This is a genomic window from Yersinia sp. 2466 StPb PI (assembly GCF_041538325.1).
In the GTDB taxonomy this organism is placed as follows: Bacteria; Pseudomonadota; Gammaproteobacteria; order Enterobacterales; family Enterobacteriaceae; genus Yersinia; species Yersinia enterocolitica_E.
This window is the reverse complement of record NZ_JAULSL010000001.1, coordinates 2,026,927-2,052,110: the sequence shown is the minus strand read 5'-3', so window position 1 is coordinate 2,052,110 and position 25,184 is coordinate 2,026,927. Positions and strand designations below refer to the sequence as shown.

Below are 25,184 nucleotides of genomic sequence, written 5' to 3'. Positions count from 1 at the left end.
TATTTTTCGCTAAAATAGCCAGTTGCTGTAAATTTTCTATTAAAATGAGTTGCTACTCTGCCACTCAAAGCGTAAAGATATTCTCAGGCTAAAATTGTGAAATGAATATCGATGGAACGTACAATTAATTTTTGCCCCGGTGTGGGTAGCTCGGCACATGTTATTCAACACACAGAGCTACTACTCACCTCCGTCTATATTGAGCATCCATTGCTCATTATGGTTAACCGTGGGTACAAAATCATTCGCTGGGATAATCAGGAATGTATTATACAAGCCGGTGAAATAGTCGCAGTGAGTAGTGGTCAAACAGTTGATGTAATTAATGGCTTATCTGACGACGGACTATTTTTTAGCCACCAACTTCGCTGTGATCCCCGTTTGATTGCTACCTTTGCCAATCATCCAGCATCCGCTGGTCTTGGGTATGTTCCAGGCGTTATGCCGGTACGTAATTTAGCACCTGAATTCATCAATACATTCGGCAATACGTTTAAAGCAATATCTGACATTGGTGATATTCCGCCAACTATCGTCAGACACCGCATGCTTGAATTGTTACTTTGGTTGGCTCAGCGTGGCGTTAAATTTATATTAAATGAAAGTGATTCGTTAAGTGAGAGAGTGCGCCGTTGTTTGGCGACAGATCCATACAAAATATGGTCGGCATCAGAAGTTGCAGACCATATGGCGATGAGCGAAGTTGTATTACGCCGAAAATTAGCTGCCGAAAAAATACTATTACGTGACTTAATGATTGATGTCCGCATGACCAGTGCATTGCGTTTATTGCAAGGTACTGATTGGCCAATATCATTAATAGCCAGCCAAGTGGGTTACGAGAGTGCATCACGTTTTGCTGAACGTTTTCGCAAACGTTTTGGCTTTGCCCCTACCGCCATCCGTGGGCACCATCGCTTACATCCGACAGATAATGATCCACCCCCTGACAACTATCATCGCTATTTAGGTCTGCATGCGTCTGATTTAGGGCCAATATGAGCCTATTGAGGTGATACTTTTAATAATTTCCGATATGGCCTGTTTAATGCTGGTCAGTAAATTCGCTGCATCCCATTCGACTCATCAAGTCCTTTTAACCGCCTAAAAATCGGGCTGCTAAATACTGCTTTTAGATATTCTGCACGTTAAAACATTTTTTTTCTGACTGTGATTGGTTTTTTCATCCAACAATTCCGATGCAATATAAAACAAAGCTTTTACAATCATGCAATTACATACAACCTACTGAAAGATAGGGGAATATGCTGATTATGTCAGTACATTCTATGATTATAAGTAATTAAATAATAAACTTCCGGGATGGCTATGATGCTAAGTAATCTATTCGGGCTAAAAAACCGCTATCCTTTGCATATCCAGATTGCCGCTCTCTTCACCTTGTTGATCGTCTCAATAGGTACCGTCATTATTATTTTTGGTCATAGCCAACTGACTAAATTGACTGAAATCAGCACCAATCGGCAGTATCAAAAAACCGGAGAGGCGATTGCCGCTGAATTGGATGCCGTAACACGACCAATGATAATGTCGGTTAACATTCTTGCCAGTATGCAAATCACAGAACTATCAACCCTTGAACAACGAATGGCCTTTGTCGATAAATTTATTGAAATTCTGAAGCAGAATAGTTATGCCAGTGCCGTGTATAGCGCCTATGCTAATGGTGATTTTTTTATGCTGCGGCGTTTAACGGAAGCTAACCGTACATTATTCCATGCCCCTGAAGATGCCGAATGGATGGTTCAAAGTAATCGTTTTCTTGATAGTTTACCGGAGAAACGTTTTATTTATCTTAATAAGCAGCAGCGAGTGATTGCTGTTATGCCGCGTGAAAATGATAACTACGATCCACGGCGGCGGGATTGGTTTATTCTGGCCGCCGCAAGTCCTATGCTGATCACCTCTCCTATTTATATTTTTAAAGGCACCGGAGAAGTCGGTTTTACTTATAGCCGTCAAGCTGAGAATAAACAGACAATCATTGGATTGGACGTTTCCCTAGCTTCACTTTCGCAATTTTTAATAAAACAAAATCTACCGCCAGGTAGCCAGGCCATTATTATTAATTCCCATGGTGAAGTTATCGCTAGCCTGCCAAAACCTAAAGATAAGGCGGCAGATAACACCAATGCAGACCGGCAAATCCCTGTATTGCAAGTTTTGCTCAATAGTCAAAAGAATAGTCTGACAGCTAGCAACTCACCGGTAAACAATGCTAATCGTAGTATCATGTTTGAAGCACAAAATCAGCGCTGGTTCGGCTCAGTTGTTGAGATTAATAGCAACGGAAATGCCTATCAGTTGATTATTGCGACACCCGCCAGCTATCTGACAGCCGATGCAAATTCTATTCGTAATCACTCAACCTTTATTGCATTTATTCTGTTAATGCTCAGCTTGCCGTTAGTTTGGTATTTCTCCAGAAAAATATCCAAACCCCTTATTCGTCTACGCCAGGACGCGGATTCCATCAGCAATCTCCATTTCGAAGAGCGCGAATTAGAACGCTCTGTGATTGAGGAAGTTGACGAACTCCACAAATCAATGTCAAAAATGAAATCAACACTGAAGCAGTTTATTTCGATGGGAAATATGCTGACAGCAGAAAGTAATTTCTTCCGGCAGATGCAAGGGCTATTAAGTGAAACCACAGAAATTGCTGCCATGACCGGAGGGATTATTTTTCTGTCAGATAAAGATGAGGGAACCTTCACACCAACGGCATTTCGCTGGAATGGTGAAAATATCCCGGTAGCAGAAATGTCCTCATTACAAATTAAAGAAGACAATCTCACGACTTTCCTGCCGGTACTCGAAGGGAAAACCATTGTAGGAACGCTCAATAAAGATAATATCTTTAGCCAATTACATGACTTCCTACAACCTTATTTGCCCCTCCGCTTTGTTGCCGTACCGATGAAGACCCATGATAACCAATTGCTCGGATTCCTACTGTTATTTAACCCTTATGAGCTAAATGCTGAGCGTGAACGCTCAAAAATTCAATTAGTTAATGCCCTGGTGGGCAGTTTATCAGTTTCAGTAGAAACACAGCGATTATTGCAAGAACAAAAAAACCTGCTCAACGCATTTATTGAGCTTATTGCCGGAGCTATCGATGCCAAAAGTGCCTATACCGGTGGGCATTGTCAGCGTGTACCTGAAATAACTAAAATGCTCGCCCGTGCCGCAGTCAATATTAAAGAGGGGCCTTTCGCCAACTTTACGTTATCAGAGAATGAGTGGGAAGAGTTACATACAGCCTGCTGGTTACATGACTGTGGCAAGATTACCACGCCGGAATTTGTAGTCGATAAATCAACAAAACTGGAGCTAATTTATGATCGCATCCATGAAATACGCATGCGGTTTGAAGTCTTAAAACGTGAGAAAGAAATCGCCTTCTTACGCCAATATGGTGCGATGAGCGCCAGTGAAGCTGAGCAACAGTTGTTAGCTGAGGAATTACGCCAATTAGATGAAGATTTTTACTTTATTGCCAACTGCAATGTGGGTGGCGAGTATATGTCTGACGAAGCTATCGCGCGTATCCAGCAAATTGCCGCTTACCATTGGACTCGCACATTAGATGATAATGCAGGTATCGCCCAAGAAGAGCGAGTGCGTAAAGCCAGACAACCCGCCGCTCCACTGCCGGTACAGGAGCCGATGCTGGCGGATAAAGATGAACATATTATTTTCCGTGATAATAAAAATAAACGCCCGGAATATTTTGATTTCAAAGTACAAGAACCGAGGTTCCTCTATAACCGTGGCGAAATTTATAACCTCAGTATTCGCCGTGGCACCCTGACAGACGAGGATCGTTATAAAATAAACGAACACATCATGCAGACCATCGTGATGTTAAATAAACTCCCCTTCCCACGAACCATGGCAAATGTCCCAGTGATTGCGGGTGGGCATCATGAACGTATGGACGGTAAAGGGTATCCTTATCAGCTCACCTATAAACAGATGAGTATTCCGGTGAGGATGATGGCCATAGCTGACGTATTTGAGGCTCTGACGGCTGCCGATCGACCTTATAAACCAGGGAAGTTGTTGTCTGAAGCCCTCAATATCATGGTCAACATGGTGAATGAGAATCATCTGGACCGGGAACTGTTTATTTTGTTCCTGCAATCGGGTATCTGGCACGAATATGCCGTTGCTTATCTACAAGCAGATAAAATTGATCCAATTGATATTCCTGTATTATTGCAAAAAATTGGCCACCAGAATATCTCATTGGCAAAGACAGGATAACGACAAGGCGTGTTATTTTCCTGAGTGGTGAGTGTTATTTTTAATCCATTCACCGCTCTCATTTTTACGATAGCTTTGTTTTACCGCACTCCAGGCGACTTTATGGGCAGTCTCTTCATGCGAGTCATGTCCGCGTCGTTCATCACTGTCCTGATATTGATCCCATGCACTGTTAAATGCCGCACGATATATATCTTGCGCATGGGCGGGGAGAACACTCCTCACTGAGTCTGGTAGTAATTCATTAGATTTATAAGGCATAACCCATTCTTTTTTCAGCTAATTACCAATACATAAACATATAACTTACAGCAATAAATAAAATAACAATCCCGATTATATAACCTACCTTTGTCGGAAAAGCTTTCTCACCCGTTTTCGATGAGGGATCACTGTTTGTCTTTCTATTTTCTTCACTCATTATCTAATCCTCATTATGCTAATAGGTGATATGTACCTAAATGAAGCATTCTTTTTTAAATAGATGAATAATAAATATAGCAGTGATAGTGGTCAGATAATTCTCAATTGTAAAAAAACATCAGCAACAAACAGAGTGTGCAGCAGCTAGAATTAGCGCTATGATTTTTAACTTTCTACTTATATATTTTATTACTTAGATAACAGGGGGCTGTCGGGCATGTTCTATCATTACGGTGAAACAGAAATTAACCATCTCAAACGGCGTGATAAAAAGATGGCCGCAGCCATCGAACGGCTGGGGATGATAACTCGCCCGCTATCCCCTGATTTATTTGCTGCATTGATCAGAAATATCGTTGACCAACAAATTTCGGTCAAGGCGGCACTAACGGTCAACTCACGGTTGGTCGCATTGCTCGGGGTCGTGACGCCAATAACTGTCGCAACTGCAACGGTAGAGGCTATTCAAGGGTGTGGTATGACGATGAGGAAAGCGGGATACATTAAAGGTGCTGCAGATGCTGCACTTAATGGCACGCTGGATTTATCTGCTATTTCTCTGCTGCCCGATAACGACGTTATTGCACAGCTATCAAACCTCAACGGTGTTGGCATCTGGACCGCAGAAATGTTATTGATCTCCTCACTTGCACGACCCGATGTCGTCAGTTGGGGAGATTTAGCGATCCGGCGCGGCATGATGAATCTATATGGCCATAAAACGCTGCCACGAGAACGCTTTGAGCGTTACCGCCGCCGTTACACACCCTATGGAACAACGGCATCCCTCTATCTATGGGCACTGTCACATGAGACGGTATAAGTAGCCTCACACCCCCATATTCATTACATCTTGATAAGCCGCAACTAACTTATTACGAACTTGAATGCCCAGTTGTAAAGATACTGATGATTTTTGCATATCTACCATCACATCATTCAGGCCAACACCGGGCACACCCAATTCAAAATTCTGTGCCTGAGTGCGGGCATGCTGTTGGTTTTCACTGATTTTGCCGATGGCCGCTTTCAACTCACTGGCGAAACCGGCCTCTGCTGGCAACATCTTTGCCGAACCGGATGCCTGCAATGCAGTGACCTGCAACTGCTGTAAAACCCCTTCAATACCTTGAACAGACATGCTCATCCTCAAACGATGTAATGGGTCAAATAACAACATGGAAAGTGAGTCCGTAAATGCAGTTATTCACCATTCGCCACGTGTCACTATTTTCAGGATGACACCCTAACACATCATTTTTGGACTAAAGCCGCTAATTAGACACAAAAATACCGGCTTATTGAGCCATCGAATTCATCACTTACAGCAAATAATGGCATGCCCATAAAAGGGGAGATCAGCTATTGATGCTTTATCGCTCACAGCACTTGGGAGTCTGTTTTGTTTCGACACATTAGTTACATAAAAAATACTAACTCAAACGTTGTTCAGCTTGGCCAAGGACGTGTATGAATGCCTCGATAACTGGCGGTGAAAATCGTGAAAATGTTTTTACGACAACACTGGCACGCCTACGCGCGAATCCAAAAATCCCACTGCTGATTGCTGCGGCTGCGGCCGTCGCTATTATTGTCGCGCTGATGTTATGGGCTAAAAGCCCGGATTATCGCGTCCTTTATAGCAACCTGAATGATCGTGACGGTGGTGATATCGTTACGCAACTGACACAACTGAATATCCCTTATCGCTTCGCGGATAATGGTGGCGCGTTGTTGGTCCCGGCAGATAAGGTGCATGAAACCCGTCTGCGTCTGGCCCAACAAGGCTTGCCTAAAGGCGGTGCGGTAGGTTTTGAACTGCTGGATCAGGAAAAGTTTGGCATCAGCCAGTTCAGTGAACAAGTTAACTATCAACGGGCATTGGAAGGTGAACTGGCGCGCACTATTGGCACCCTCGGGCCAGTGATGAATGTGCGTGTTCACTTGGCAATGCCAAAACCTTCTCTCTTTGTTCGGGAACAAAAGTCTCCCACCGCCTCTGTAACACTCGCATTGCAACCAGGTCGTGCCCTTGATGATGGCCAGATTAACGCCATCGTATATATGGTCTCCAGCAGCGTGGCCGGTTTACCGCCGGGTAACGTGACTGTCGTTGACCAAACCGGCCGTTTGTTGACGCAATCCGACAGTGCGGGCCGTGATTTAAACGCCGCACAACTCAAATTTACTAACGAAGTTGAAAATCGCTTCCAACGTCGCATTGAAACCATACTCGCCCCGATGGTCGGTAACGGTAATGTGCATGCGCAGGTCACGGCTCAAGTTGATTTTGCCAGCCGTGAACAGACCGATGAAGAGTATAAGCCTAATCAGGCCGCCGACAAAGGCGCGGTCCGCTCACAGCAAGTTAGCACCAGTGAACAGCTGGGGGGAACCAATGTCGGTGGTGTTCCGGGGGCATTATCCAATCAGCCATCTGCCACACCGGTCGCACCGATTGAAACCCCAGCAGCGACGCCTGCTGCCGGTGCTGCTGGTGCTGCTGGTGCCACGGCCAACAATGCCAACGCGGCTAATCGTCCGGCCACTGCCGCTAAATCGACAGCGACATCAAGCAACAGCCGCCACGACCAAACCACTAACTTTGAAGTTGACCGCACAATCCGTCATACCCAGCAACAAGCTGGCATGGTGCAGCGCCTCTCGGTTGCCGTTGTTGTTAATTACGGCAGTGATAAGGCGGGCAAGCCAGTTGCGCTGACCAAAGATCAATTGGCACAAGTGGAATCCCTGACACGCGAGGCGATGGGCTTCTCTACTGATCGTGGCGACACATTAAATGTGGTGAATACACCATTTAACGCCACCGATGATGCCAGCGGTAACACACTGCCCTTCTGGCAACAACAATCGTTCTTTGATCAGATGTTAAATGCTGGTCGTTATCTGCTTATCTTGCTGGTGGCATGGATCTTATGGCGCAAATTAGTGCGCCCTATGGTCGCTAAGAAACAAGTTGCTGATAAGGCTGCGGCATCGGTCAATAACATTGTCCAGACTGCGGTAGCGTCTGAAAATGCCAAACAGAGTAAAGAAGAGCTGGCCTTACGTAAGAAAAATCAGCAGCGAGTGAGTGCTGAAGTTCAGGCCCAGCGTATACGCGAACTTGCGGATAAAGACCCACGTGTTGTCGCGCTGGTTATCCGTCAATGGATGAGTAATGACCAATGAGCCTGACCGGAACTGAAAAAAGCGCCATCATGCTGATGACTCTGGGTGAAGACCATGCCGCCGAGGTGTTTAAACACCTCTCCTCGCGCGAAGTGCAGCAACTCAGTACCACCATGGCCAGTATGCGTCAGGTTTCTCACCAGCAACTGATTGATGTATTGGCTGAATTTGAAGACGATGCCGAGCAATATGCCGCACTGAGCGTGAACGCCAGTGATTACCTGCGCAGTGTGCTGATAAAAGCCCTGGGGGAAGAGCGCGCATCCAGCTTGTTGGAAGATATTCTGGAATCGCGCGAAACCACCAGTGGCATGGAAACGCTCAACTTTATGGAGCCGCAGATGGCGGCCGACCTGATCCGCGACGAACATCCGCAGATTATCGCCACCATCCTGGTCCATCTGAAACGCGCTCAGGCCGCCGATATACTGGCGCTGTTCGACGAGCGCCTGCGCAACGATGTGATGTTGCGTATCGCCACCTTTGGTGGTGTCCAGCCCGCCGCATTGGCTGAGTTGACCGAAGTATTGAACAACCTGCTCGATGGCCAGAACCTCAAACGCAGCAAAATGGGCGGTATCCGCACAGCGGCCGAGATTATCAACCTGATGAAAACACAACAGGAAGAGACGGTCATGGATGCAGTGCGCGAATACGACGGCGAATTGGCTCAAAAAATTATCGACGAAATGTTCCTGTTCGAGAATTTGGTCAGTGTCGACGACCGCAGCATTCAGCGTTTACTGCAAGAGATAGACAACGAATCACTGTTGATCGCCCTGAAAGGTGCCGATCAAGCATTGCGCGAGCGTTTCCTCAGCAACATGTCATTGCGTGCAGCAGAAATCTTGCGCGACGATCTGGCAACCCGTGGACCGGTACGTATGTCACTGGTCGAAAACGAACAGAAAGCCATCTTGCTTATCGTCCGTCGTCTGGCGGAAAGCGGCGAGATAGTCATTGGTGGTGGCGAGGATATCTATGTCTGACAGGATAAATGCCCTGCCCTGGCAACCTTGGTCACTCAACGACTTTGCCACTACATCGGATACTACTCCGCCAGTGGCTGCGCCGGATATCAGTATGCTGTTTACTGATGAACCGGATACGGGTAGCGATAGTGAATCAACCGGGGTCAGTGAGCAGCAAGCGCTGGTAAATCTGCAACTCGAAGCCGAGAAGCAGGGCCGCCAACAAGGGTTCGCTAAAGGGTTACAAGAAGGGTTGGATAAAGGTTACCAGACCGGTCTGGAGGAAGGTCATCAACAGGCACTGGCCGATGCTCAAAAGCAATTGGCCCCGATGACTGCCCACTGGCAACTGATGGTGAACGACTTCCAAAGTACCCTTGATGCACTCGACAGCGTGATAGCCTCGCGGTTAATGCAAATGGCCCTGGCCGCCGCGAAACAAATTCTCGGGCAACCTGCAATCTGCGATGGCACGGCATTATTGGCCCAAATCCAACAACTGATTCAGCAGGAACCGATGTTCACCGGTAAGCCACAACTGCGGGTTAATCCCGATGATCTGGCTGTCGTCGAGCAACGCTTAGGCAGCACCTTAAGTCTGCATGGCTGGCGCTTGCTGGGTGATAGTCAAATTCATCCGGGTGGCTGCAAAGTCAGCGCCGAAGAAGGTGATCTGGATGCCAGTTTGGCGACCCGCTGGCATGAGTTGTGCCGCCTCGCCGCGCCGGGAGAATTATGATGACCGCGCGCCTTGGTCGTTGGCTCGCCTCTTTAGATAAATTCGAAGAGCGCATCAGCCAGTCAACCACTATCCGCCGCTACGGACGGTTGACTCGCGCCACCGGTTTAGTCTTGGAAGCCACAGGGTTACAACTGCCATTGGGCGCAACTTGTCTGATTGAGCGCCACGATAACGGCGAAGTGCAGGAAGTTGAAAGTGAAGTGGTCGGTTTTAACGGCCATCGCCTGTTTCTGATGCCGTTGGAAGAAGTCGAAGGCATTGTGCCAGGAGCCAGAGTCTATGCCCGGGTGACCACCGGTGGTGCTTCAGCCAGTAAACAACTGCCACTCGGCCCGGAACTCCTGGGGCGAGTATTGGATGGCAGTGCCAAACCGCTTGATGGTCTACCTGCACCAGAAACCAGTTATCGCGCCCCACTGATCACCCCGCCAATCAATCCATTGCAACGTACCGCGATTGTGCAGGTACTCGATGTCGGTGTGCGGACGATTAATGCCCTACTGACCGTTGGCCGTGGACAACGTATGGGTCTGTTCGCCGGCTCTGGGGTAGGTAAAAGTGTGCTGCTCGGCATGATGGCGCGTTATACCCAAGCAGATGTCATTGTGGTGGGTCTGATTGGCGAACGTGGCCGTGAAGTAAAAGACTTTATCGAGAATATTTTAGGGCCGGAAGGCCGTGCTCGTTCGGTAGTGATAGCCGCTCCTGCCGACGTATCGCCATTACTGCGTATGCAAGGTGCCGCTTATGCAACTCGCATTGCAGAAGATTTCCGTGACCGTGGTCAGCACGTATTGCTGATTATGGACTCGCTGACTCGCTATGCCATGGCGCAACGTGAAATTGCGTTGGCCATCGGCGAACCACCGGCAACCAAGGGTTATCCACCCTCCGTATTCGCTAAATTACCGGCGCTGGTGGAGCGTGCGGGTAACGGTGTCACCGGCGGTGGCTCGATTACTGCATTTTATACCGTATTAACCGAAGGCGATGACCAGCAAGACCCGATTGCAGACTCGGCACGCGCCATTCTCGACGGCCATGTGGTGTTATCACGTCGTCTGGCTGAATCTGGCCACTATCCGGCCATCGATATTGAAGCATCGATCAGTCGTGCCATGACATCACTGATCGATGAGAACCATTACAGTCAAGTTCGCCAGTTTAAACAACTACTTGCCAGTTATCAGCGTAACCGAGACTTGGTCAGTGTGGGTGCCTATGCCGCCGGTAGTGATCCGCTATTGGATAAGGCCATTGCTCTTTACCCGCAAATGGAAATCTTCTTACAGCAAGGCATGTTCGAACGCAGCAGTTACGACGATGCATGCCAGCATCTGAAGAGTCTGTTTCCGGGTTGATAGCCAGTGACTCAAGCCACCGCCCCTGTCGTATACCCAAAGAAATTGGCGTGGCAGGTAGGCGGCAAGTGAATGACAAATCGGTCGGGAACCGATTTGAACAGCATTTATGCTAGCCCGTAGGATGAGCCTCATTAACCCCAATGAGCTTACACAGTCAAGTAATTTGGGTAAGTGAACGTAGCCAACAACCCTGCGGCTTCAAGTACGGAGGGTATAAGGAATACGATGAAAAGTCAGTCACCTCTCATCACCCTGCGCGATCTGGCCCAGAAAGCCGTCGAACAGGCAAGCACGCAACTGGGTCAGGTTCGCCTGTCCTATCAGAATGCTGAGCAGCAACTCACGATGTTGCTGACTTATCAGGATGAATACCGGGTGCGGTTGAATGACACACTGAGTAACGGGATGGCCTCCTCCAGTTGGCAAAACTATCAGCAATTTATTCAGACGCTGGAGCAAGCTATTGACCAACATCGTAATCAGTTGGCTCAGTGGAATGTCAAAGTTGAACAGGCAGTTAAGCATTGGCAAGAAAAGCAGCAGCGGTTAAATGCATTTGAAACCTTGAATGAGCGGGCTGAAACCACCCTGCGTCTGCAAGAAAGCCGTTTGGATCAAAAATTGATGGATGAGTTCGCACAGCGCGCCTCACAAAGGAGTCTTAATTCATGAATCTGTCCCTATTGCCTGCCACTGCAACTGCCAGTGAAACTGAGGGCGCATCATCCTCTTCATCGATTGCTGCGCTGTTTACAGACGCGGGGCTACCGGCTGATTTTGCCAAATTATTGGGTGACCAACTGGGTAAAGAGCTGACGGTTATGGATGCCTCGACCCTGAAATCATCGCTGGCTGCAACCACTGATATCACTGCCGATGTGGATGGAGGAAAGTCAATCAGTGGTAACAGTAAATTGAATCAGTTATTGGCCGCCTTAGGTGATATCAGTGCCACGTTGCCTGCAGGCCTGACCCACGCAGGACAGACTGGAGACGCGGCTAATGTGAAGAAAACCACCTTAGATGATGACAGCACGCTGGATAAAACCACCGCGTTGGCCGAATCCAGTGCGTTGCAGTCGTTATTAGCCATGTTACCCCACCAGGTTGCTACCACGCTGGGCAGCGCCAACAATGGGCAGAAAACGCAGTTGACTGACGGCAATGGCCTGACCAGCGACAAAACCAGCGCTAAGCAGGACTTAGCCACTCTGACCAGTCTGACCTCACAAGATAAAGGTTTGGCGGCATTGATCGGCGGCACAATCGGCACTGCGAAAAGTGACAATGCCAGCAACAACGCACTGCCAGCGGCCACCCCCGGTAAGACAAAAACCACCACAGCTCAAGATAAATTGGTGCGCCTAACAGCAGCACAGGATGCAGATAGCAGTCTCAGCGCGAAAGCAGTTCCTGTAGCAGTACAGGCTGACAAAACTATTGCCACAGCCGCCGTGGATAAAATAGCCGTGAGTTCAGCCACGGTAACACCATCACTCCCTCCGGTTTCCAGCCCGGTCCTGCCAGCGACGGCCAGTGGTGCGGTTAGCGTGCCAGTCAGTGGCCATTTAAGTGCTCAGTTAGGTAGCCAGGAATGGCAACAATCGCTGGGTCAGCAAGTGGTGATGTTCAGCCGTAACGGCCAACAAAATGCTGAACTGCGGCTACATCCGCAAGAGTTGGGGGCATTGCAAATCAGCCTGAAAATGGAAGATAACCAAGCTCAGTTGCACTTTGCTTCAGCTCACAGCCAGGTTCGGGCAGCTATTGAAGCGGCGATGCCAAGTTTACGCTCGGCATTGGCTGAAAGTGGTATCCAGTTGGGCCAAAGCAGTGTCGGCAGTGAAGGACAGTGGCAACAGGCACAACAACAGAGCCAACAAAATCAGCAGAGTTTCGCATCACACGGCCAACCCGCTTACGGTAGCAGCGCATCGGGTGATGTACCGAACAGCACACCGCTAGTGACACCTGCGGCGTTGCAATCACTGGCTAATGGTAATGGTGGTGTTGATATTTTCGCCTAAAACGGGTGTTAATTTCAGCAAAAGGTGACAAACGGACAAGTTAGGCCGTTTTTCGCCACCTATTCTGCCTATTGGCATTAAAGATACGCGGGATAATCATCAGTAATAATTCGGATAGCATGGGGTTATTTGTCGGTGGTCAGCGGTTTGTGCCATCCAGCAATGAGATACCCCAGGTTATTGTCGTGATTCACCGGTTTGATACCGAAACAGGAATTTGTCTTCTCCATGTCTGATAATACCTTCCCGGCCAAGCGTAAGAGTTCGATCTGGGTGATCCTGCTAGTGCTGATTGCTGTGGCAGCATCTGCAGGTGGCGGTTATAGCTGGTGGATACTCCATAAGAGTAAACCTACCGCTGCGAAAGCCGTTCCTGTTATTCCGGTGTTTATGCCGCTGGAGACCTTTACGGTCAATCTGATCACGCCAGATAACAATCTGGATCGCGTGCTTTATATCGGATTAACGTTAAGGCTGCCCGACGATACGACTCGCGCTAAACTCAATGACTATCTGCCGGAAGTTCGCAGCCGCTTGCTGTTGCTACTTTCTCGGCAGTCCGCCGATAGCCTGTCAAATGAAGAAGGCAAACAGCGTTTAGTCGGTGAAATTAAAAACGTACTTAGCCCGCCAATGGTTAAAGGCCAACCTAATCAGGTAGTCAGCGATGTGCTGTTTACCGCATTTATATTGCGATAATCATTATGGGCGATAGCATTCTTTCACAAGCAGAGATTGACGCACTGTTAAACGGTGACAGCGGTGGCGATGAGCCAGTTGCTGTCGTCGGTAATGAAACAGACGTTAAACCTTACGATCCGACGACCCAGCGACGTGTGGTGCGTGAACGCCTGCAAGCGTTGGAGATCATCAATGAACGTTTTGCTCGTCAGTTCCGTATGGGGCTGTTTAACCTGTTACGTCGCAGCCCGGATATCACCGTCGGCCCGATAAAAATTCAGCCATACCACGACTTTGCCCGTAATCTGCCGGTACCGACCAATCTCAACCTGATTCATCTCAAACCGCTACGCGGCACCGCGCTATTCGTTTTCGCCCCGAGCCTGGTCTTTATTGCGGTTGATAATCTGTTCGGTGGTGATGGTCGCTTCCCCACCAAAGTAGAAGGTCGCGAGTTTACCCACACCGAACAACGTGTGATTAACCGCATGTTACGGCTGGCACTGGATGCCTACCGTGATGCCTGGGCACCTATCTATAAAATTGATGTGGAATATGTCCGTTCTGAAATACAGGTAAAATTCACCAATATCACCACCTCCCCCAACGATATCGTGGTCACCACCCCTTTCCATGTGGAGATCGGTGCGTTGAGCGGTGAGTTCAACATCTGTATTCCCTTCGCCATGATCGAGCCATTGCGTGAGCTGCTAACCAACCCACCGTTGGAAAATTCCCGACAGGAAGATAGCCACTGGCGCGAAACACTGGTGAAGCAAGTGCAGCACTCCGAGCTGGAGCTGGTGGCTAATTTTGTCGATATCCCGCTGAGACTATCGCAGATACTCAAGCTGCAACCAGGGGATGTATTACCCATAGATAAACCGGATCGACTGATTGCGCATGTCGACGGCGTACCGGTACTGACCAGTCAGTACGGGACATTAAACGGGCAATATGCCCTACGTGTTGAACATTTGATTAACCCTATTTTGAATGCTCTGAATGAGGAACAGCCCAATGAGTGACCCTAAGCTTCCGTCTGATGATGGAAAGGAATCCGTGGACGATCTGTGGGCTGATGCGTTTAATGAGCAGCAGGCAGCGGATAAACCAGCGGCCACCACCGAGGGGGTATTTAAATCACTGGAAGCGCCGGATGCCTTGGGTAACCTACAGGATATCGATTTAATTCTGGATATCCCGGTAAAGCTGACCGTTGAACTGGGTCGCACCAAAATGACCATCAAAGAGTTACTGCGCTTGTCTCAAGGCTCGGTCGTCTCCCTTGATGGACTGGCCGGTGAGCCATTGGATATTTTGATTAACGGTTATCTGATTGCGCAGGGTGAAGTGGTGGTAGTCGCTGATAAATATGGCGTACGTATCACTGACATCATTACTCCGTCAGAACGTATGCGCCGTCTGAGCCGCTAATGACCGCAGCACAGGTTGATACTGCCGCATCCACGGTTACGGCACCGGTTACTGGCTTTGCGGCCAGCCACCCAGGTACTGCTGTGCAACAGACGGCACCAGCGATACCTGCCGGCTCGGTGTTAACGCAGGTTGGCAGCGTGTTAGGCGGTATTTTACTGCTGATTTTATGTGGTGCCTGGCTGGTACGCCGTTTAGGTTTTGCCCCGCAGGCACGTAACAACAAATTATTGAATGTGAAGGCCAGTTGTCAGGTTGGTCAGCGCGAACGGGTGGTCATTGTTGAAGTAGACAATACCTGGCTGGTGTTAGGCGTAACTGCACAGCAGGTGACACAACTCCACACTCTGACACGTCCTGCGATTGATGAAGCCACAGCGGCTTCGTCGCCCGACCGTGCGAAACCGGCCGATTTTCGCCAGCTACTGAACAACCATCTATTTAACAAGAAATCGAAACACCCGGAAAAATCGGCATGATGTCTCTTCGCCCCGTGCTTACCGCAGCAAATAGCGTAACAACCGCAGCGGCCAACACTGATTTCACTTATCGGTTGCTGCTGCGCCGTCTTCTGGCTGCACTCATCAATAAAACCACCCTACTGCTATTAGGCTTACTCTGCTCTCCGGCGGTACTGGCTCAACTACCCGGTATCATCAGCCAGCCATTGGCTAATGGTGGGCAGAGCTGGTCTTTACCGGTTCAGACCTTGGTTTTCATCACCACCCTAAGTTTCCTGCCAGCCGCCTTACTGATGATGACCAGTTTTACCCGTATTATTATTGTGCTCGGGTTGCTGCGCAACGCATTGGGTACCCCCTCTGCACCACCCAATCAGGTGATGTTGGGTCTGGCGCTGTTTCTGACATTTTTTATTATGTCGCCGGTATTTGACAAGGTGTATCAGGACGCTTATCTGCCTTTCAGTCAGGACAAGATAAGCATGGAAGTGGCAATGGATAAAGGCTCACAACCTTTACGTGAATTTATGCTGCGCCAAACCCGAGAATCAGATCTGGCACTGTATGCCCGGCTGGCCAATCTGCCGCCATTGGAAGGTCCCGAAGTGGTACCGATGCGCATTCTGCTACCTGCCTATGTCACCAGCGAGCTGAAAACCGCCTTCCAAATCGGTTTTACCGTGTTTATTCCCTTCCTGATTATCGATCTGGTGGTAGCCAGTGTGCTGATGGCATTGGGGATGATGATGGTTCCCCCAGCCAGTATCTCACTGCCCTTCAAGCTGATGCTATTTGTCTTGGTTGATGGTTGGCAGCTACTACTGGGTTCCCTGGCACAGAGTTTTTATAGCTAAGGTAGACTCATCATGACACCTGAATCGGTAATGGCCCTCGGCGTTGAGGCAATGAAGATTGCACTTGCTCTGGCTGCTCCCTTGTTATTAGCCGCCCTGATAAGCGGCCTGATCGTGAGCCTGTTGCAGGCAGCAACGCAAATTAACGAAATGACATTGTCATTCATCCCAAAAATACTGGCCGTGTTCGCCACGATGGTGATCGCAGGCCCATGGATGCTGAACCTGATACTGGACTATATGCGTAATCTGTTCACCAGCCTGCCCACGTTGATTGGCTAACGGTGCTTTCCCTCGATACCACTCAACTTAGCCTCTGGGTCAGCCAGTATTTCTGGCCGTTAATTCGGGTGCTGGCGCTGATTACCACCGCGCCGGTGTTAAGTGAGAAACAGATAAACCGCAAAGTTAAAGTCGGTTTGGCGCTGTTAATTACTTTTCTGATTGCCCCTTCGCTGCCCCCGGTCAATATTCCCTTAGTCTCAACCGGTGCAGTCTGGGTCGCCGCCCAACAAGTGTTGATTGGGGTAGCCATCGGCTTGACCATGCAATTTGCTTTTGCTGCCATCCGGCTGGCCGGTGAAGTGATTGGTTTACAGATGGGATTATCGTTCGCGACCTTCTTTGACCCCTCGGGGGGGCCGAATATGCCGGTTTTAGCCCGGTTACTTAACTTGCTGGCCCTGCTGTTATTCCTCACTTTTGATGGTCATTTATGGCTGATTTCATTGTTGGCCGACAGTTTTCATACCTTACCCATTCAGTTCGAACCGCTCAATGGTAATGGCTTTCTGGCCTTGACGCAGGCCGGCTCATTAATCTTTATGAATGGGCTGATGTTGGCATTGCCGCTGATCACGCTGTTGTTAACTCTGAATATGGCATTAGGCATGCTAAACCGAATGACCCCACAGCTTTCGGTGTTCGTTATCGGTTTTCCACTGACCTTGACCGTTGGGATCATCTCAATCGGATTGATAATGCCATTATTGCCCCCCTTTGCTGAGCATCTGTTCGGGGAAGTTTTTGACCGATTAGCAGGTGTATTGAGCGGATTGGCAAACTGAGTCGCTGCAAAAAAATGGTATGTCACCCCAAACCTTAGTGGGAAAAGATGACACACCAAAAAGTGCACCCGGTTTAAGTACACTTAAGAGGGAACCTGTGGGGTAGACCCACAGGCAGAAGACGGATTACTTATTAAGCTGGAACAGGGACAAACCCTGCATATTGGTAAATGTGGTATATGAAGCCTGTAGCGCAGCCTGCTGCATCACATATGACGAGATAGCCGCGGTCCAATCCACATCCTGCAAATCACTCAAACGCTGTTTATTAATCAAATTACGGTCACTGCCCAAACTATCCAGGTTGTCTAGCTCTTGCAGTTGGGTACCGATTTCGGCTTGAACCGACAACACATTATTCAATGAGTTGGACATCCCACGGATACCTTTATCCATATCGGCATTAGCTTGATCTTTAACCGCATCAGTCGCCCCTTGTAACGGGACTTTCAGTGAGTTCAGCACGGTATCGATGGTATTGAAAATATTGCTTTCTGATGCAACCGGATTACCACCGGCATCATCAGGTTCAGGTTTCGCATTACTGGTCAATGCCATAAAGACACTGGAACCGGTATGTCCAACTGTAATCGAACGGTTAGCATCGACTTTCTGCTCAATAGCGACATCGCCGCCCTGATAAGTCACATCACCGGTAGCACTAACCGCAAACGGCGCTTTGTCACTTTTGAAGCCAGCAAAGATGTAACGACCGTTACCATCAGTGGTGTTAGCCTGATTGACCAGTTGGTCTTTCAAACCCTGTAACTGAGTGGCGTAAGAGGCACGGTCATCATCACTCAACATATCGCTCTTCGCGCTAATGACTAAGGTCTGAATTGATTGAATGGTACTGGTCGCCTGCGCCAAAACCGTGGTTTCCAGCGAAGAACTTTGGCGAGCGAAACTGCGCGCTAAAGTATATTGGCTATTTTCCGATTGGGCTTGCGACACCATCACCGCTTGAGATGCGGCCATCGGGTCATCGGAAGGGTTAACCACCCGCTTGCCGGTGGAGAGTTGTTGGCCCGACTGCATCCACAGTGATTGGGCGTTAGTCACGCCCTGCATATTTTGCTGATACAGCATGCTGGTACTTAAGCGCATGATGCCAGTTCCTTTTAGTAATCGTTCAGCCCGCCAACCCCGTTTCAACAATCAATCTGTCTTAACAGGGATACTGACTAACCGCTAAATAAGATAAGTAGCGACAGGGACTCTCTGCCGCTGACAAAAAATTAACCGCGCAGACTCAGCAACGCATTAAACAGCGTCGAAGCCGTCTGAATGACCTGGGCATTCGCCAGATAATATTGCTGGAAACGCTGTAAATCGCCGTACTCTTCATCCAGGTTCACGCCGGAAATAGACTGCTGCTCGGCGGTCAACTGTTTGACGATATTGGCTTGCGCCGTGCTGTTGGTTTTCGCGGTGCTGGTTTGGTTACCGACGTTACTGACCAAACCGGCATAAGCACCAGACAGCGTGGCTTTGCCATCAACCAGTTTTTTGGTTTGCAGGTCTAACAATGCCTGGGCGTTAACGTTGTCACTCGCGCCACCATCAGCGGTACCGGCAGCAGCAATCTTACTTGAGTCGGTGATATCGACCTGTAAATTAGCAGCCACGTTAGAGACGGTTTTGACGATGAATTTATCTCTGGCTTGCGCGCCGGCAGTGCCGTTATCAACACTGACGGCGACACCATCAAAGCTCAGCCCAGTGGTGTTACCACTGCCGTCTTTTACCGGGTTAGCCGGCACTTTGGTGTTATCAGACAGCCGTGTCACCTGCCAGTCAGTTCCATCAAACTCCACACTATAATCACTGGCTTTGACTTTTGAAGTATCGGTGTAGGACACCGTCAAGCTGGCATCACCCTGATTTCTTGCATTTTTCAACACATTTGGTTGTGCAAAGCTGAAGAAATCAACGCCCGGATCACCGCTGGTATCAAATCCGGCTTTATGCTGAGTATTGAAGCTGTCTGCCATGACCAGGGCCAATTGCCCCAGTTGGTTACGTGCACTGTCGAGTGCCTCACTGCGGAATTTCAGCGTACCCCCCAGGCTACCGGTGGTCAGGCGGCTTTCGTCCACTTCAAGCACATCGCCACTACCATATTTGTAGCCAATGGTTAATCGGGTAGCATCACTGCTGGAAGGTATGGCTTCGACTTTATAAGAATCCGGTCCTTGCACCAATGGCAGACCGCTGGCAAAAGAAACGTTGTAAGCATCGCCGTCTTGCTGGGTCACGGTCACGCCAACAATCTGGTTCAATTCGGTGACCAATTGGTCGCGCTGATCGAGTAACGCATTTGGCTCGCTGCCACTGCTGCCGCGCAAACGGGTAATTTGATCGTTTAACTTGGCAATTTGGTCAGCATAGTTATTGATTTGCGTAACGCTTTCGGTGATCTTCTGGTTTACGCCGGTATCCATATCACGCAGATATTTATCCGCATTCTGGAACTGGTTAACCAACCCTTCAGCCTTGCCCAATACCGTTTTACGGGCCGCATCATCACCGGCATTACTCACCAAATTTTGCAGGTTACTGAAAAAGTCCTGCATGGTGCTGGAGAGGTTATTGGACGAATTAGAGAGCAAATTATCAATTTGCGAAATTTGCTGATAGTAGGTAGTTAAGCCACTGCTTTGCGTTTGTGAAGAACGTAATTGGTTGGTAATAAACGAGTTATATTCGCGGTTAACACCGGTTACTGCAACGCCATTACCAATAAAGCCGGCGGGACTTAAGGTTCCACCATTTTGGGCAAAAATAGTATTCTGACGGTTATAGCCCGCCACCTGAAAATTAGTGATGTTATTACTGACGGTGCTCAGGGCATATTGCGCTGCGCTCAGACCACTCATCGCAGTATTCATTAAACTATTGGACATGAAGAAATCCTTTTACCACAGACGACGAGCATCGCAGCGCCTGCATTAATTAATATTGGGATACTGCCTGAGGAGACCTAAGCCTCCGCACAGCCTGTGATTATTATCGGCTCGACTTTGGAAAACTTGAGTCAAAATATGGGTGTAAATCTCGATCCTCACCAATCCAATAGGCGTTATTGTCGCAGACAGTTTGGGTGCAGCCAGCGCACACCATGACTTTGTAAATTATGGCTACGTAACGGTACCGAGCACTGTCCAATCCCAAAATGGAAAATAAAATAGCCTATTTAGAACAACTGACTTAGGTCGCTGCTGTATGCCTTTACTGCTTGTTCGCCGCTATTTTTCATTTGCTGGATCACGCTGACTAATTTTTGCGCATATTGCGGGTCGGTGGCATAACCGGCTTGTTGCAGCGCATGTGCCCCCTGCTCAGGGCTTTGTGCTGCGGCAACATTGGCGTAGCGCGGGTTTTGTGTCAGTAATTTGACATAATCACTGACGGCCTCGACATATGAGCCATATACCCGGAAGCGAGCTTTGGTTTTCTTCGCCACACCTTGCTCATATTCGGTAGTCGTAATTTCACTGACTGGACCATCCCAGTTGCTACCCGCTTTGATGCCAAATACGTTGTAACTGGTTTTGCCGTCGGCCGTCGGAATTTCGCGCTGACCCCAGCCCGACTCCAGTGCCGCCTGAGCCACAATCAGCTGATGAGGAATGCCACTTTGCTGACTGGCAATTTGCGCCGGAATAGACATCCGCGCCACGAAATTACCGGTGCCCTGTGGCAATGACGCTGAGTTGTTGGCTGGCGGTGTTGGCATGGCGCGACGTACCATTTGTGCCAATGCCTGTGCTGGCAATGTTTGCAGCACTTCATTATCCAGCAGCATCGGCACCGTTCCTGCCGTTTCACTTGGCGAGGTAGAGCCTGAAAGCTGCTCCACCATCATATCGGCCAGACCCAACCCCTTGACCGACATTTGCTGCGCGACTTGTTGGTCATACATCGAGGTATAAAGCCGGGTCTGATCACTGTTCATCACGCCATCTTGCGGCAAGGCAGAACGCATACTTTTCAGCATCATCTGCACAAACATCCCCTCTACCTGCTGGGCAACCTGCCTCAAGTTACCCTGTGGATCTCTTGCCGCATCACGTTTTAAGGTATTCAGTGATTGGGCGTCATACGCCGCCCCAGACATCGCCATCAAATCACTCATCAGATAATTTCCAATTTAGCCCGCAAGCAGCCAGCACTTTGCATTGCCTGCAAGATAGACATCAAATCGATCGGGGTTGCCCCCAGCGAGTTCAGGGCGCGGACCACATTATTCAGATTCGGGCTGGCATTGACGCGTTGCAATACCCCACCTTGTTGCTGAACGGAAATCTGAGTATTCGGGGTAACTACGGTCTGCCCACCACCAAATGGGGTATCAGGCTGGCTGACGGTATTTTGCTTATCAATCACCACCGATAGATTCCCTTGCGCCACAGCACAAGAATCCAGCATTACATTGCGGTTCATCACCACCGAGCCGGTACGAGAGTTGATAATCACCTTGGCATCACCCGCATCGACATTCACTGGGATATTTTGAATATCTGCCAGGAAACGCACTTGCGAGCTGCTGCCGCGCGGGACCAAAACCTGAATGGTGCGAGCATCAATCGCTGTGGCAGAACCAAAACCGCGCTGGCGGTTAATGGCATCACTCACCTGTTGTGCCATGGTGAAATCCTCGGTATTCAATTGAAGATTAATCACACCATCGGTACCAAAGGTCGTCGGCAGCTCACGTTCGATAGTGGCACCATTGCTGATTCGCCCACCGGTCAGTTGGTTGACCTGTACACTACTGCCACCCGATGCCGCACCCGCACCGCCGACCAGCACGTTACCTTGTGCCAGGGCATAAACCTGATTATCCACCCCTTTCAATGGGGTCATCAGCAGGGTGCCGCCGCGAATACTTTTGGCATTACCCATTGAAGAAACCACAATATCAATGGTTTGCCCGGCACGGGAGAATGCCGGTAACTTGGCCGTGACCATCACTGCTGCTACGTTTTTGAGCTGCATATTGGTACCTGGCGGTACGGTAATCCCCAACTGCGACAGCATGTTACTCAGGCTTTGCGTGGTAAACGGCGTTTGCATGGTCTGGTCACCGGAACCATCCAGGCCGACCACCAGGCCATAACCGATTAACGCGTTATCACGTACTCCCTGAACGGTCACCAAATCACGGATACGCTCTGCGGTGGCAGGTAATGACACCAGTGTGAGCAGCGCAATAAGCTGTATAACAAATAGAGTGACAAGTGACTGTTTACGCATCGACGGCCTCTTAGTACGGTGAGATATTAAGGAAGAACCGCTGCAACCAGCCCATGGTCTGCGCTTCATTGATATAACCATTACCCACATACTCGATGCGCGCATCTGCAACCTGCGTTGAGGTCACGGTGTTGCTGCCGCTGATGGTGCGTGGGTTTACTACCCCAGAGAAGCGGATAAATTCAGTCCCCTGGTTGATTGCAATCTGTTTCTCACCGACCACATGCAAGTTGCCGTTAGCGAGCACGCGATCGACGGTAACGGTGATCGTGCCGCTGAAGGTGTTGTTGGCATTCGCCCCGCCCTTACCGCCAAAGGTATTGTCACCTGAGATATCCATATCAGCCCGCGCATTGCCCAATAATCCTTCCAGATAACGCGGCGCGGTGGCGACACCAAATTTGCTTGAACCATTACGGCTAGCGTTGGCAGAGGAGCTTTTGCTGGCACTGACATTTTCCTGCAAGGTAATGGTCAGCGTGTCACCGACATTACGTGGGCGACGGTCTTCGAACAAAGGTTGATAACCATAGTTCATTGGCTGAGCAGCCTGGAAAATAGAGCCATTCGGCAACGGCGCACTGGCCGGTGCCGGTTGTGCCGAGGTGGTACCATCCACCAGTGGTTTATGCGGAATATACGCGCAGCCATTGAGCAGCATCGCCGTCAACGGCATACAGACCCATTTCAATCCACCTGATTTGCGCAGCGGCTTTCTGTCCATCTCTGATTATCAGTCCTGTAACCGGTAAGAGGCCACGCGGTCGGCCTCATCTACTCATTATTCTGTTGCAGTCAGGGGGCTAAATTACCCCCTGAAAGCGGATTTACAATTGGGTCAGTTTTTGCAACATCTGGTCTGAAGTTGAAACCGCTTTACTGTTGATTTCATAGGCTCGTTGCGTCTGGATCATATTGACCAACTCTTCCGCCACATTGACGTTAGAGGTTTCAACATAGCCCTGATACAGCAAGCCCCCGCCGTTCAGACCTGGCGTGGTTTCGTTTGGTGCACCGGAACTGGCGGTCTCCTGATACAGGTTTTCGCCAATACTTTCCAAGCCACTGTTATTGATAAATGTGGTCAATGTCAGTTGCCCGACTTGCTGCGTGGCAGTTTGCCCCTGCAAGGTGACACTGACTATCCCGTCGCGCCCCACCGTCATGCTCAGGGCATTGGCCGGAATGGTAATTGCCGGTTGTACCTGAAAACCGCCGGATGTTACTAACTGGCCGTTTTGGTCCACCTGAAAAGACCCATCGCGAGTATAAGCGTTGGTACCATCAGGCATTTGCACCTGAAAGAACCCTTCACCTTTAATGGCGATATCTTTGGTATTGTCGGTCTTGGACAGGTTGCCTTGACTGTGTAAACGCTCTGTCGCTACCGGGCGAACACCAGTACCAATCTGTAAACCCGATGGCAAGGTTGTCTGCTCGGAGGATTGCGCACCCGGCTGGCGCATCGTCTGGTAGAGCAAATCTTCAAATACCGCCCGCTGGCGCTTAAAGCCATTGGTGCTGACGTTCGCCAGGTTGTTGGCGATGACATCCATATTGGTCTGCTGTGCATCCAAACCAGTTTTGGCAATCCATAATGATCGGATCATCAGTTTATTCCTCTGCGCCTGCGCGCTTAGCCCATTGCTAACAGCTGATTAGCGCGCTGTTCATTTTCATCCACACTGTGAATGACTTTCATCTGCATTTCGAAACTGCGGGCATTGGCAATCATGTCTGTCATGGCTTCAACCGCTTTCACGTTGCTGCCCTCCAGTACACCCGGCATAATTTTAATCAGCGGGTCATTGGCCAACTGAGCACCACGCGCCTGTTGCGTCGCGGGAGTCAAATGGAACAAACCGTCATCACCGTGCATCACTTCACCCGCATTGGCCCTAACCCGTTTGATTTGGCCGAGCTGAGCAATCGTATTCGGTGAGTCACCGGCGTTCAGCGCCGAAATGGTGCCATCAGCCGCAATAGTCACTGCGGCCTGCGGTGGCACTTCAATCTGGCCGTTATCGCCCATCAGCGGGTAGCCCTGCACGGTCATTTGACCGTTAGCCGCAACCTGAATATTCCCATTGCGAGTATAAGCCTCGGTACCATCAGGCAGTTGTACCGCCAGATAACCATCTTGCTGTAAGGCAACATCCAATGGGCGGCCGCTATAATTCATCGTCCCCTGACTGATATCCACACCGGGGGTCGATGCCGTCACCATGGTACGGGTTGCCATGCTCGGCCCGTCGATAGGTACGGCACGCATCGCTGACAACTGCGCGCGGAAACCCGGCGTCGAGGCGTTAGCCAGATTGTTAGCCGTAACCGCTTGCTGCTCCAGCGACTGCCTGGCAGCCCCCATCGCGGTATATATTGCGTGATCCATGAGCTTATCCCGTCAGTTCGA

General features: G+C 49.5%; 26 protein-coding genes. 16 read left to right on the top strand and 10 right to left on the bottom strand.

What is annotated here, in order from left to right; genetic code table 11:
• Positions 1 to 111: 111 nt before the first annotated feature.
• The gene (locus tag Q2T72_RS09275) at positions 112 to 1,002 is read left to right on the top strand and encodes a helix-turn-helix transcriptional regulator (protein ID WP_083159142.1); all 891 of its coding nucleotides are present in this window, start codon (positions 112 to 114) and stop codon (positions 1,000 to 1,002) included.
• 330 nt (positions 1,003 to 1,332) lie between these two features.
• On the top strand, positions 1,333 to 4,293 hold the full coding sequence (locus tag Q2T72_RS09270) for an HD domain-containing phosphohydrolase (protein WP_372569875.1): 2,961 nt from the start codon (positions 1,333 to 1,335) through the stop codon (positions 4,291 to 4,293).
• A 12-nt stretch (positions 4,294 to 4,305) separates the two neighbouring features.
• On the opposite strand, the gene Q2T72_RS09265 is transcribed toward Q2T72_RS09270, so the two are convergent.
• Positions 4,306 to 4,554: a ChaB family protein gene (locus Q2T72_RS09265; protein ID WP_372569025.1), complete on the bottom strand. Its 249-nt coding sequence runs from the start codon at positions 4,552 to 4,554 to the stop codon at positions 4,306 to 4,308.
• Positions 4,555 to 4,576: 22 nt separating this feature from the next.
• Positions 4,577 to 4,714 (bottom strand): hypothetical protein, encoded by a 138-nt coding sequence (locus Q2T72_RS09260; protein ID WP_372569024.1) that lies wholly within the window; start codon positions 4,712 to 4,714, stop codon positions 4,577 to 4,579.
• 219 nt (positions 4,715 to 4,933) lie between these two features.
• Between Q2T72_RS09260 and Q2T72_RS09255 the strand changes: the two genes are divergently transcribed.
• Positions 4,934 to 5,539 (top strand): DNA-3-methyladenine glycosylase, encoded by a 606-nt coding sequence (locus tag Q2T72_RS09255; RefSeq protein ID WP_083159144.1) that lies wholly within the window; start codon positions 4,934 to 4,936, stop codon positions 5,537 to 5,539.
• Positions 5,540 to 5,545: 6 nt separating this feature from the next.
• Here the strand turns inward: Q2T72_RS09255 and fliE are convergent, their stop codons facing one another.
• Positions 5,546 to 5,857: a flagellar hook-basal body complex protein FliE gene (fliE, locus tag Q2T72_RS09250; RefSeq protein ID WP_005189374.1), complete on the bottom strand. Its 312-nt coding sequence runs from the start codon at positions 5,855 to 5,857 to the stop codon at positions 5,546 to 5,548.
• A 329-nt stretch (positions 5,858 to 6,186) separates the two neighbouring features.
• Between fliE and fliF the strand changes: the two genes are divergently transcribed.
• The 13 genes from fliF (at position 6,187) to fliR (ending at position 17,512) form a co-directional block, all read left to right on the top strand.
• On the top strand, positions 6,187 to 7,908 hold the full coding sequence (gene fliF, locus Q2T72_RS09245) for a flagellar basal-body MS-ring/collar protein FliF (protein WP_372569023.1): 1,722 nt from the start codon (positions 6,187 to 6,189) through the stop codon (positions 7,906 to 7,908).
• Positions 7,905 to 8,897, top strand: a complete 993-nt coding sequence (fliG, locus tag Q2T72_RS09240; protein ID WP_083159147.1) for a flagellar motor switch protein FliG — start codon at positions 7,905 to 7,907, stop codon at positions 8,895 to 8,897. The genes fliF and fliG overlap by 4 nt, the downstream gene beginning before the upstream one ends.
• A complete protein-coding gene (gene fliH / locus Q2T72_RS09235; protein WP_372569022.1) occupies positions 8,890 to 9,618 on the top strand; it encodes a flagellar assembly protein FliH in 729 nt (242 codons plus the stop codon). Before fliG ends, fliH begins: the two co-directional genes overlap by 8 nt.
• The gene (gene fliI, locus Q2T72_RS09230) at positions 9,618 to 10,982 is read left to right on the top strand and encodes a flagellar protein export ATPase FliI (RefSeq protein ID WP_083159149.1); all 1,365 of its coding nucleotides are present in this window, start codon (positions 9,618 to 9,620) and stop codon (positions 10,980 to 10,982) included. The genes fliH and fliI overlap by 1 nt, the downstream gene beginning before the upstream one ends.
• A gap of 228 nt (positions 10,983 to 11,210) precedes the next feature.
• Entirely contained in the window at positions 11,211 to 11,657 is a 447-nt protein-coding gene (fliJ, locus tag Q2T72_RS09225) for a flagellar export protein FliJ (protein ID WP_372569021.1), read from the top strand.
• The gene (locus Q2T72_RS09220; RefSeq protein WP_193784675.1) at positions 11,654 to 13,012 is read left to right on the top strand and encodes a flagellar hook-length control protein FliK; all 1,359 of its coding nucleotides are present in this window, start codon (positions 11,654 to 11,656) and stop codon (positions 13,010 to 13,012) included. The genes fliJ and Q2T72_RS09220 overlap by 4 nt, the downstream gene beginning before the upstream one ends.
• A gap of 228 nt (positions 13,013 to 13,240) precedes the next feature.
• A complete protein-coding gene (gene fliL, locus Q2T72_RS09215; RefSeq protein WP_083159151.1) occupies positions 13,241 to 13,711 on the top strand; it encodes a flagellar basal body-associated protein FliL in 471 nt (156 codons plus the stop codon).
• 5 nt (positions 13,712 to 13,716) lie between these two features.
• Entirely contained in the window at positions 13,717 to 14,721 is a 1,005-nt protein-coding gene (fliM, locus tag Q2T72_RS09210) for a flagellar motor switch protein FliM (RefSeq protein ID WP_083159152.1), read from the top strand.
• Positions 14,714 to 15,130 (top strand): flagellar motor switch protein FliN, encoded by a 417-nt coding sequence (gene fliN / locus Q2T72_RS09205; protein ID WP_025377918.1) that lies wholly within the window; start codon positions 14,714 to 14,716, stop codon positions 15,128 to 15,130. The genes fliM and fliN overlap by 8 nt, the downstream gene beginning before the upstream one ends.
• A complete protein-coding gene (gene fliO / locus Q2T72_RS09200) occupies positions 15,130 to 15,609 on the top strand; it encodes a flagellar biosynthetic protein FliO (protein ID WP_372569020.1) in 480 nt (159 codons plus the stop codon). Before fliN ends, fliO begins: the two co-directional genes overlap by 1 nt.
• Positions 15,610 to 15,689: 80 nt before the next feature.
• Positions 15,690 to 16,445: a flagellar type III secretion system pore protein FliP gene (gene fliP, locus Q2T72_RS09195; RefSeq protein ID WP_372559879.1), complete on the top strand. Its 756-nt coding sequence runs from the start codon at positions 15,690 to 15,692 to the stop codon at positions 16,443 to 16,445.
• A 12-nt stretch (positions 16,446 to 16,457) separates the two neighbouring features.
• Complete coding sequence (fliQ, locus tag Q2T72_RS09190) at positions 16,458 to 16,727, top strand: flagellar biosynthesis protein FliQ (protein WP_083159154.1); 270 nt, start codon at positions 16,458 to 16,460, stop codon at positions 16,725 to 16,727.
• A gap of 2 nt (positions 16,728 to 16,729) precedes the next feature.
• A complete protein-coding gene (gene fliR / locus Q2T72_RS09185) occupies positions 16,730 to 17,512 on the top strand; it encodes a flagellar biosynthetic protein FliR (protein WP_102970431.1) in 783 nt (260 codons plus the stop codon).
• A 126-nt stretch (positions 17,513 to 17,638) separates the two neighbouring features.
• Here the strand turns inward: fliR and flgL are convergent, their stop codons facing one another.
• From flgL to Q2T72_RS09150, 7 genes are all read right to left on the bottom strand, one after another.
• Positions 17,639 to 18,619, bottom strand: a complete 981-nt coding sequence (gene flgL, locus Q2T72_RS09180; protein ID WP_083159155.1) for a flagellar hook-associated protein FlgL — start codon at positions 18,617 to 18,619, stop codon at positions 17,639 to 17,641.
• A 131-nt stretch (positions 18,620 to 18,750) separates the two neighbouring features.
• The gene (flgK, locus tag Q2T72_RS09175) at positions 18,751 to 20,418 is read right to left on the bottom strand and encodes a flagellar hook-associated protein FlgK (protein ID WP_083159156.1); all 1,668 of its coding nucleotides are present in this window, start codon (positions 20,416 to 20,418) and stop codon (positions 18,751 to 18,753) included.
• Positions 20,419 to 20,708: 290 nt separating this feature from the next.
• Positions 20,709 to 21,650, bottom strand: coding sequence for a flagellar assembly peptidoglycan hydrolase FlgJ (gene flgJ / locus Q2T72_RS09170; protein WP_102970432.1), 942 nt, complete (start codon positions 21,648 to 21,650; stop codon positions 20,709 to 20,711).
• Positions 21,650 to 22,771, bottom strand: coding sequence for a flagellar basal body P-ring protein FlgI (locus tag Q2T72_RS09165; RefSeq protein WP_372558672.1), 1,122 nt, complete (start codon positions 22,769 to 22,771; stop codon positions 21,650 to 21,652). The genes flgJ and Q2T72_RS09165 overlap by 1 nt, the downstream gene beginning before the upstream one ends.
• 10 nt (positions 22,772 to 22,781) lie before the next feature.
• Positions 22,782 to 23,495 carry a flagellar basal body L-ring protein FlgH gene (gene flgH / locus Q2T72_RS09160; protein WP_102970433.1) on the bottom strand — a complete coding sequence of 238 codons (714 nt, stop codon included), beginning with the start codon at positions 23,493 to 23,495 and terminating at the stop codon, positions 22,782 to 22,784.
• A gap of 103 nt (positions 23,496 to 23,598) precedes the next feature.
• Positions 23,599 to 24,381 carry a flagellar basal-body rod protein FlgG gene (gene flgG, locus Q2T72_RS09155; RefSeq protein ID WP_005189344.1) on the bottom strand — a complete coding sequence of 261 codons (783 nt, stop codon included), beginning with the start codon at positions 24,379 to 24,381 and terminating at the stop codon, positions 23,599 to 23,601.
• A 26-nt stretch (positions 24,382 to 24,407) separates the two neighbouring features.
• Positions 24,408 to 25,163, bottom strand: a complete 756-nt coding sequence (locus Q2T72_RS09150) for a flagellar basal body rod protein FlgF (protein WP_372569019.1) — start codon at positions 25,161 to 25,163, stop codon at positions 24,408 to 24,410.
• Positions 25,164 to 25,184: the final 21 nt, after the last annotated feature.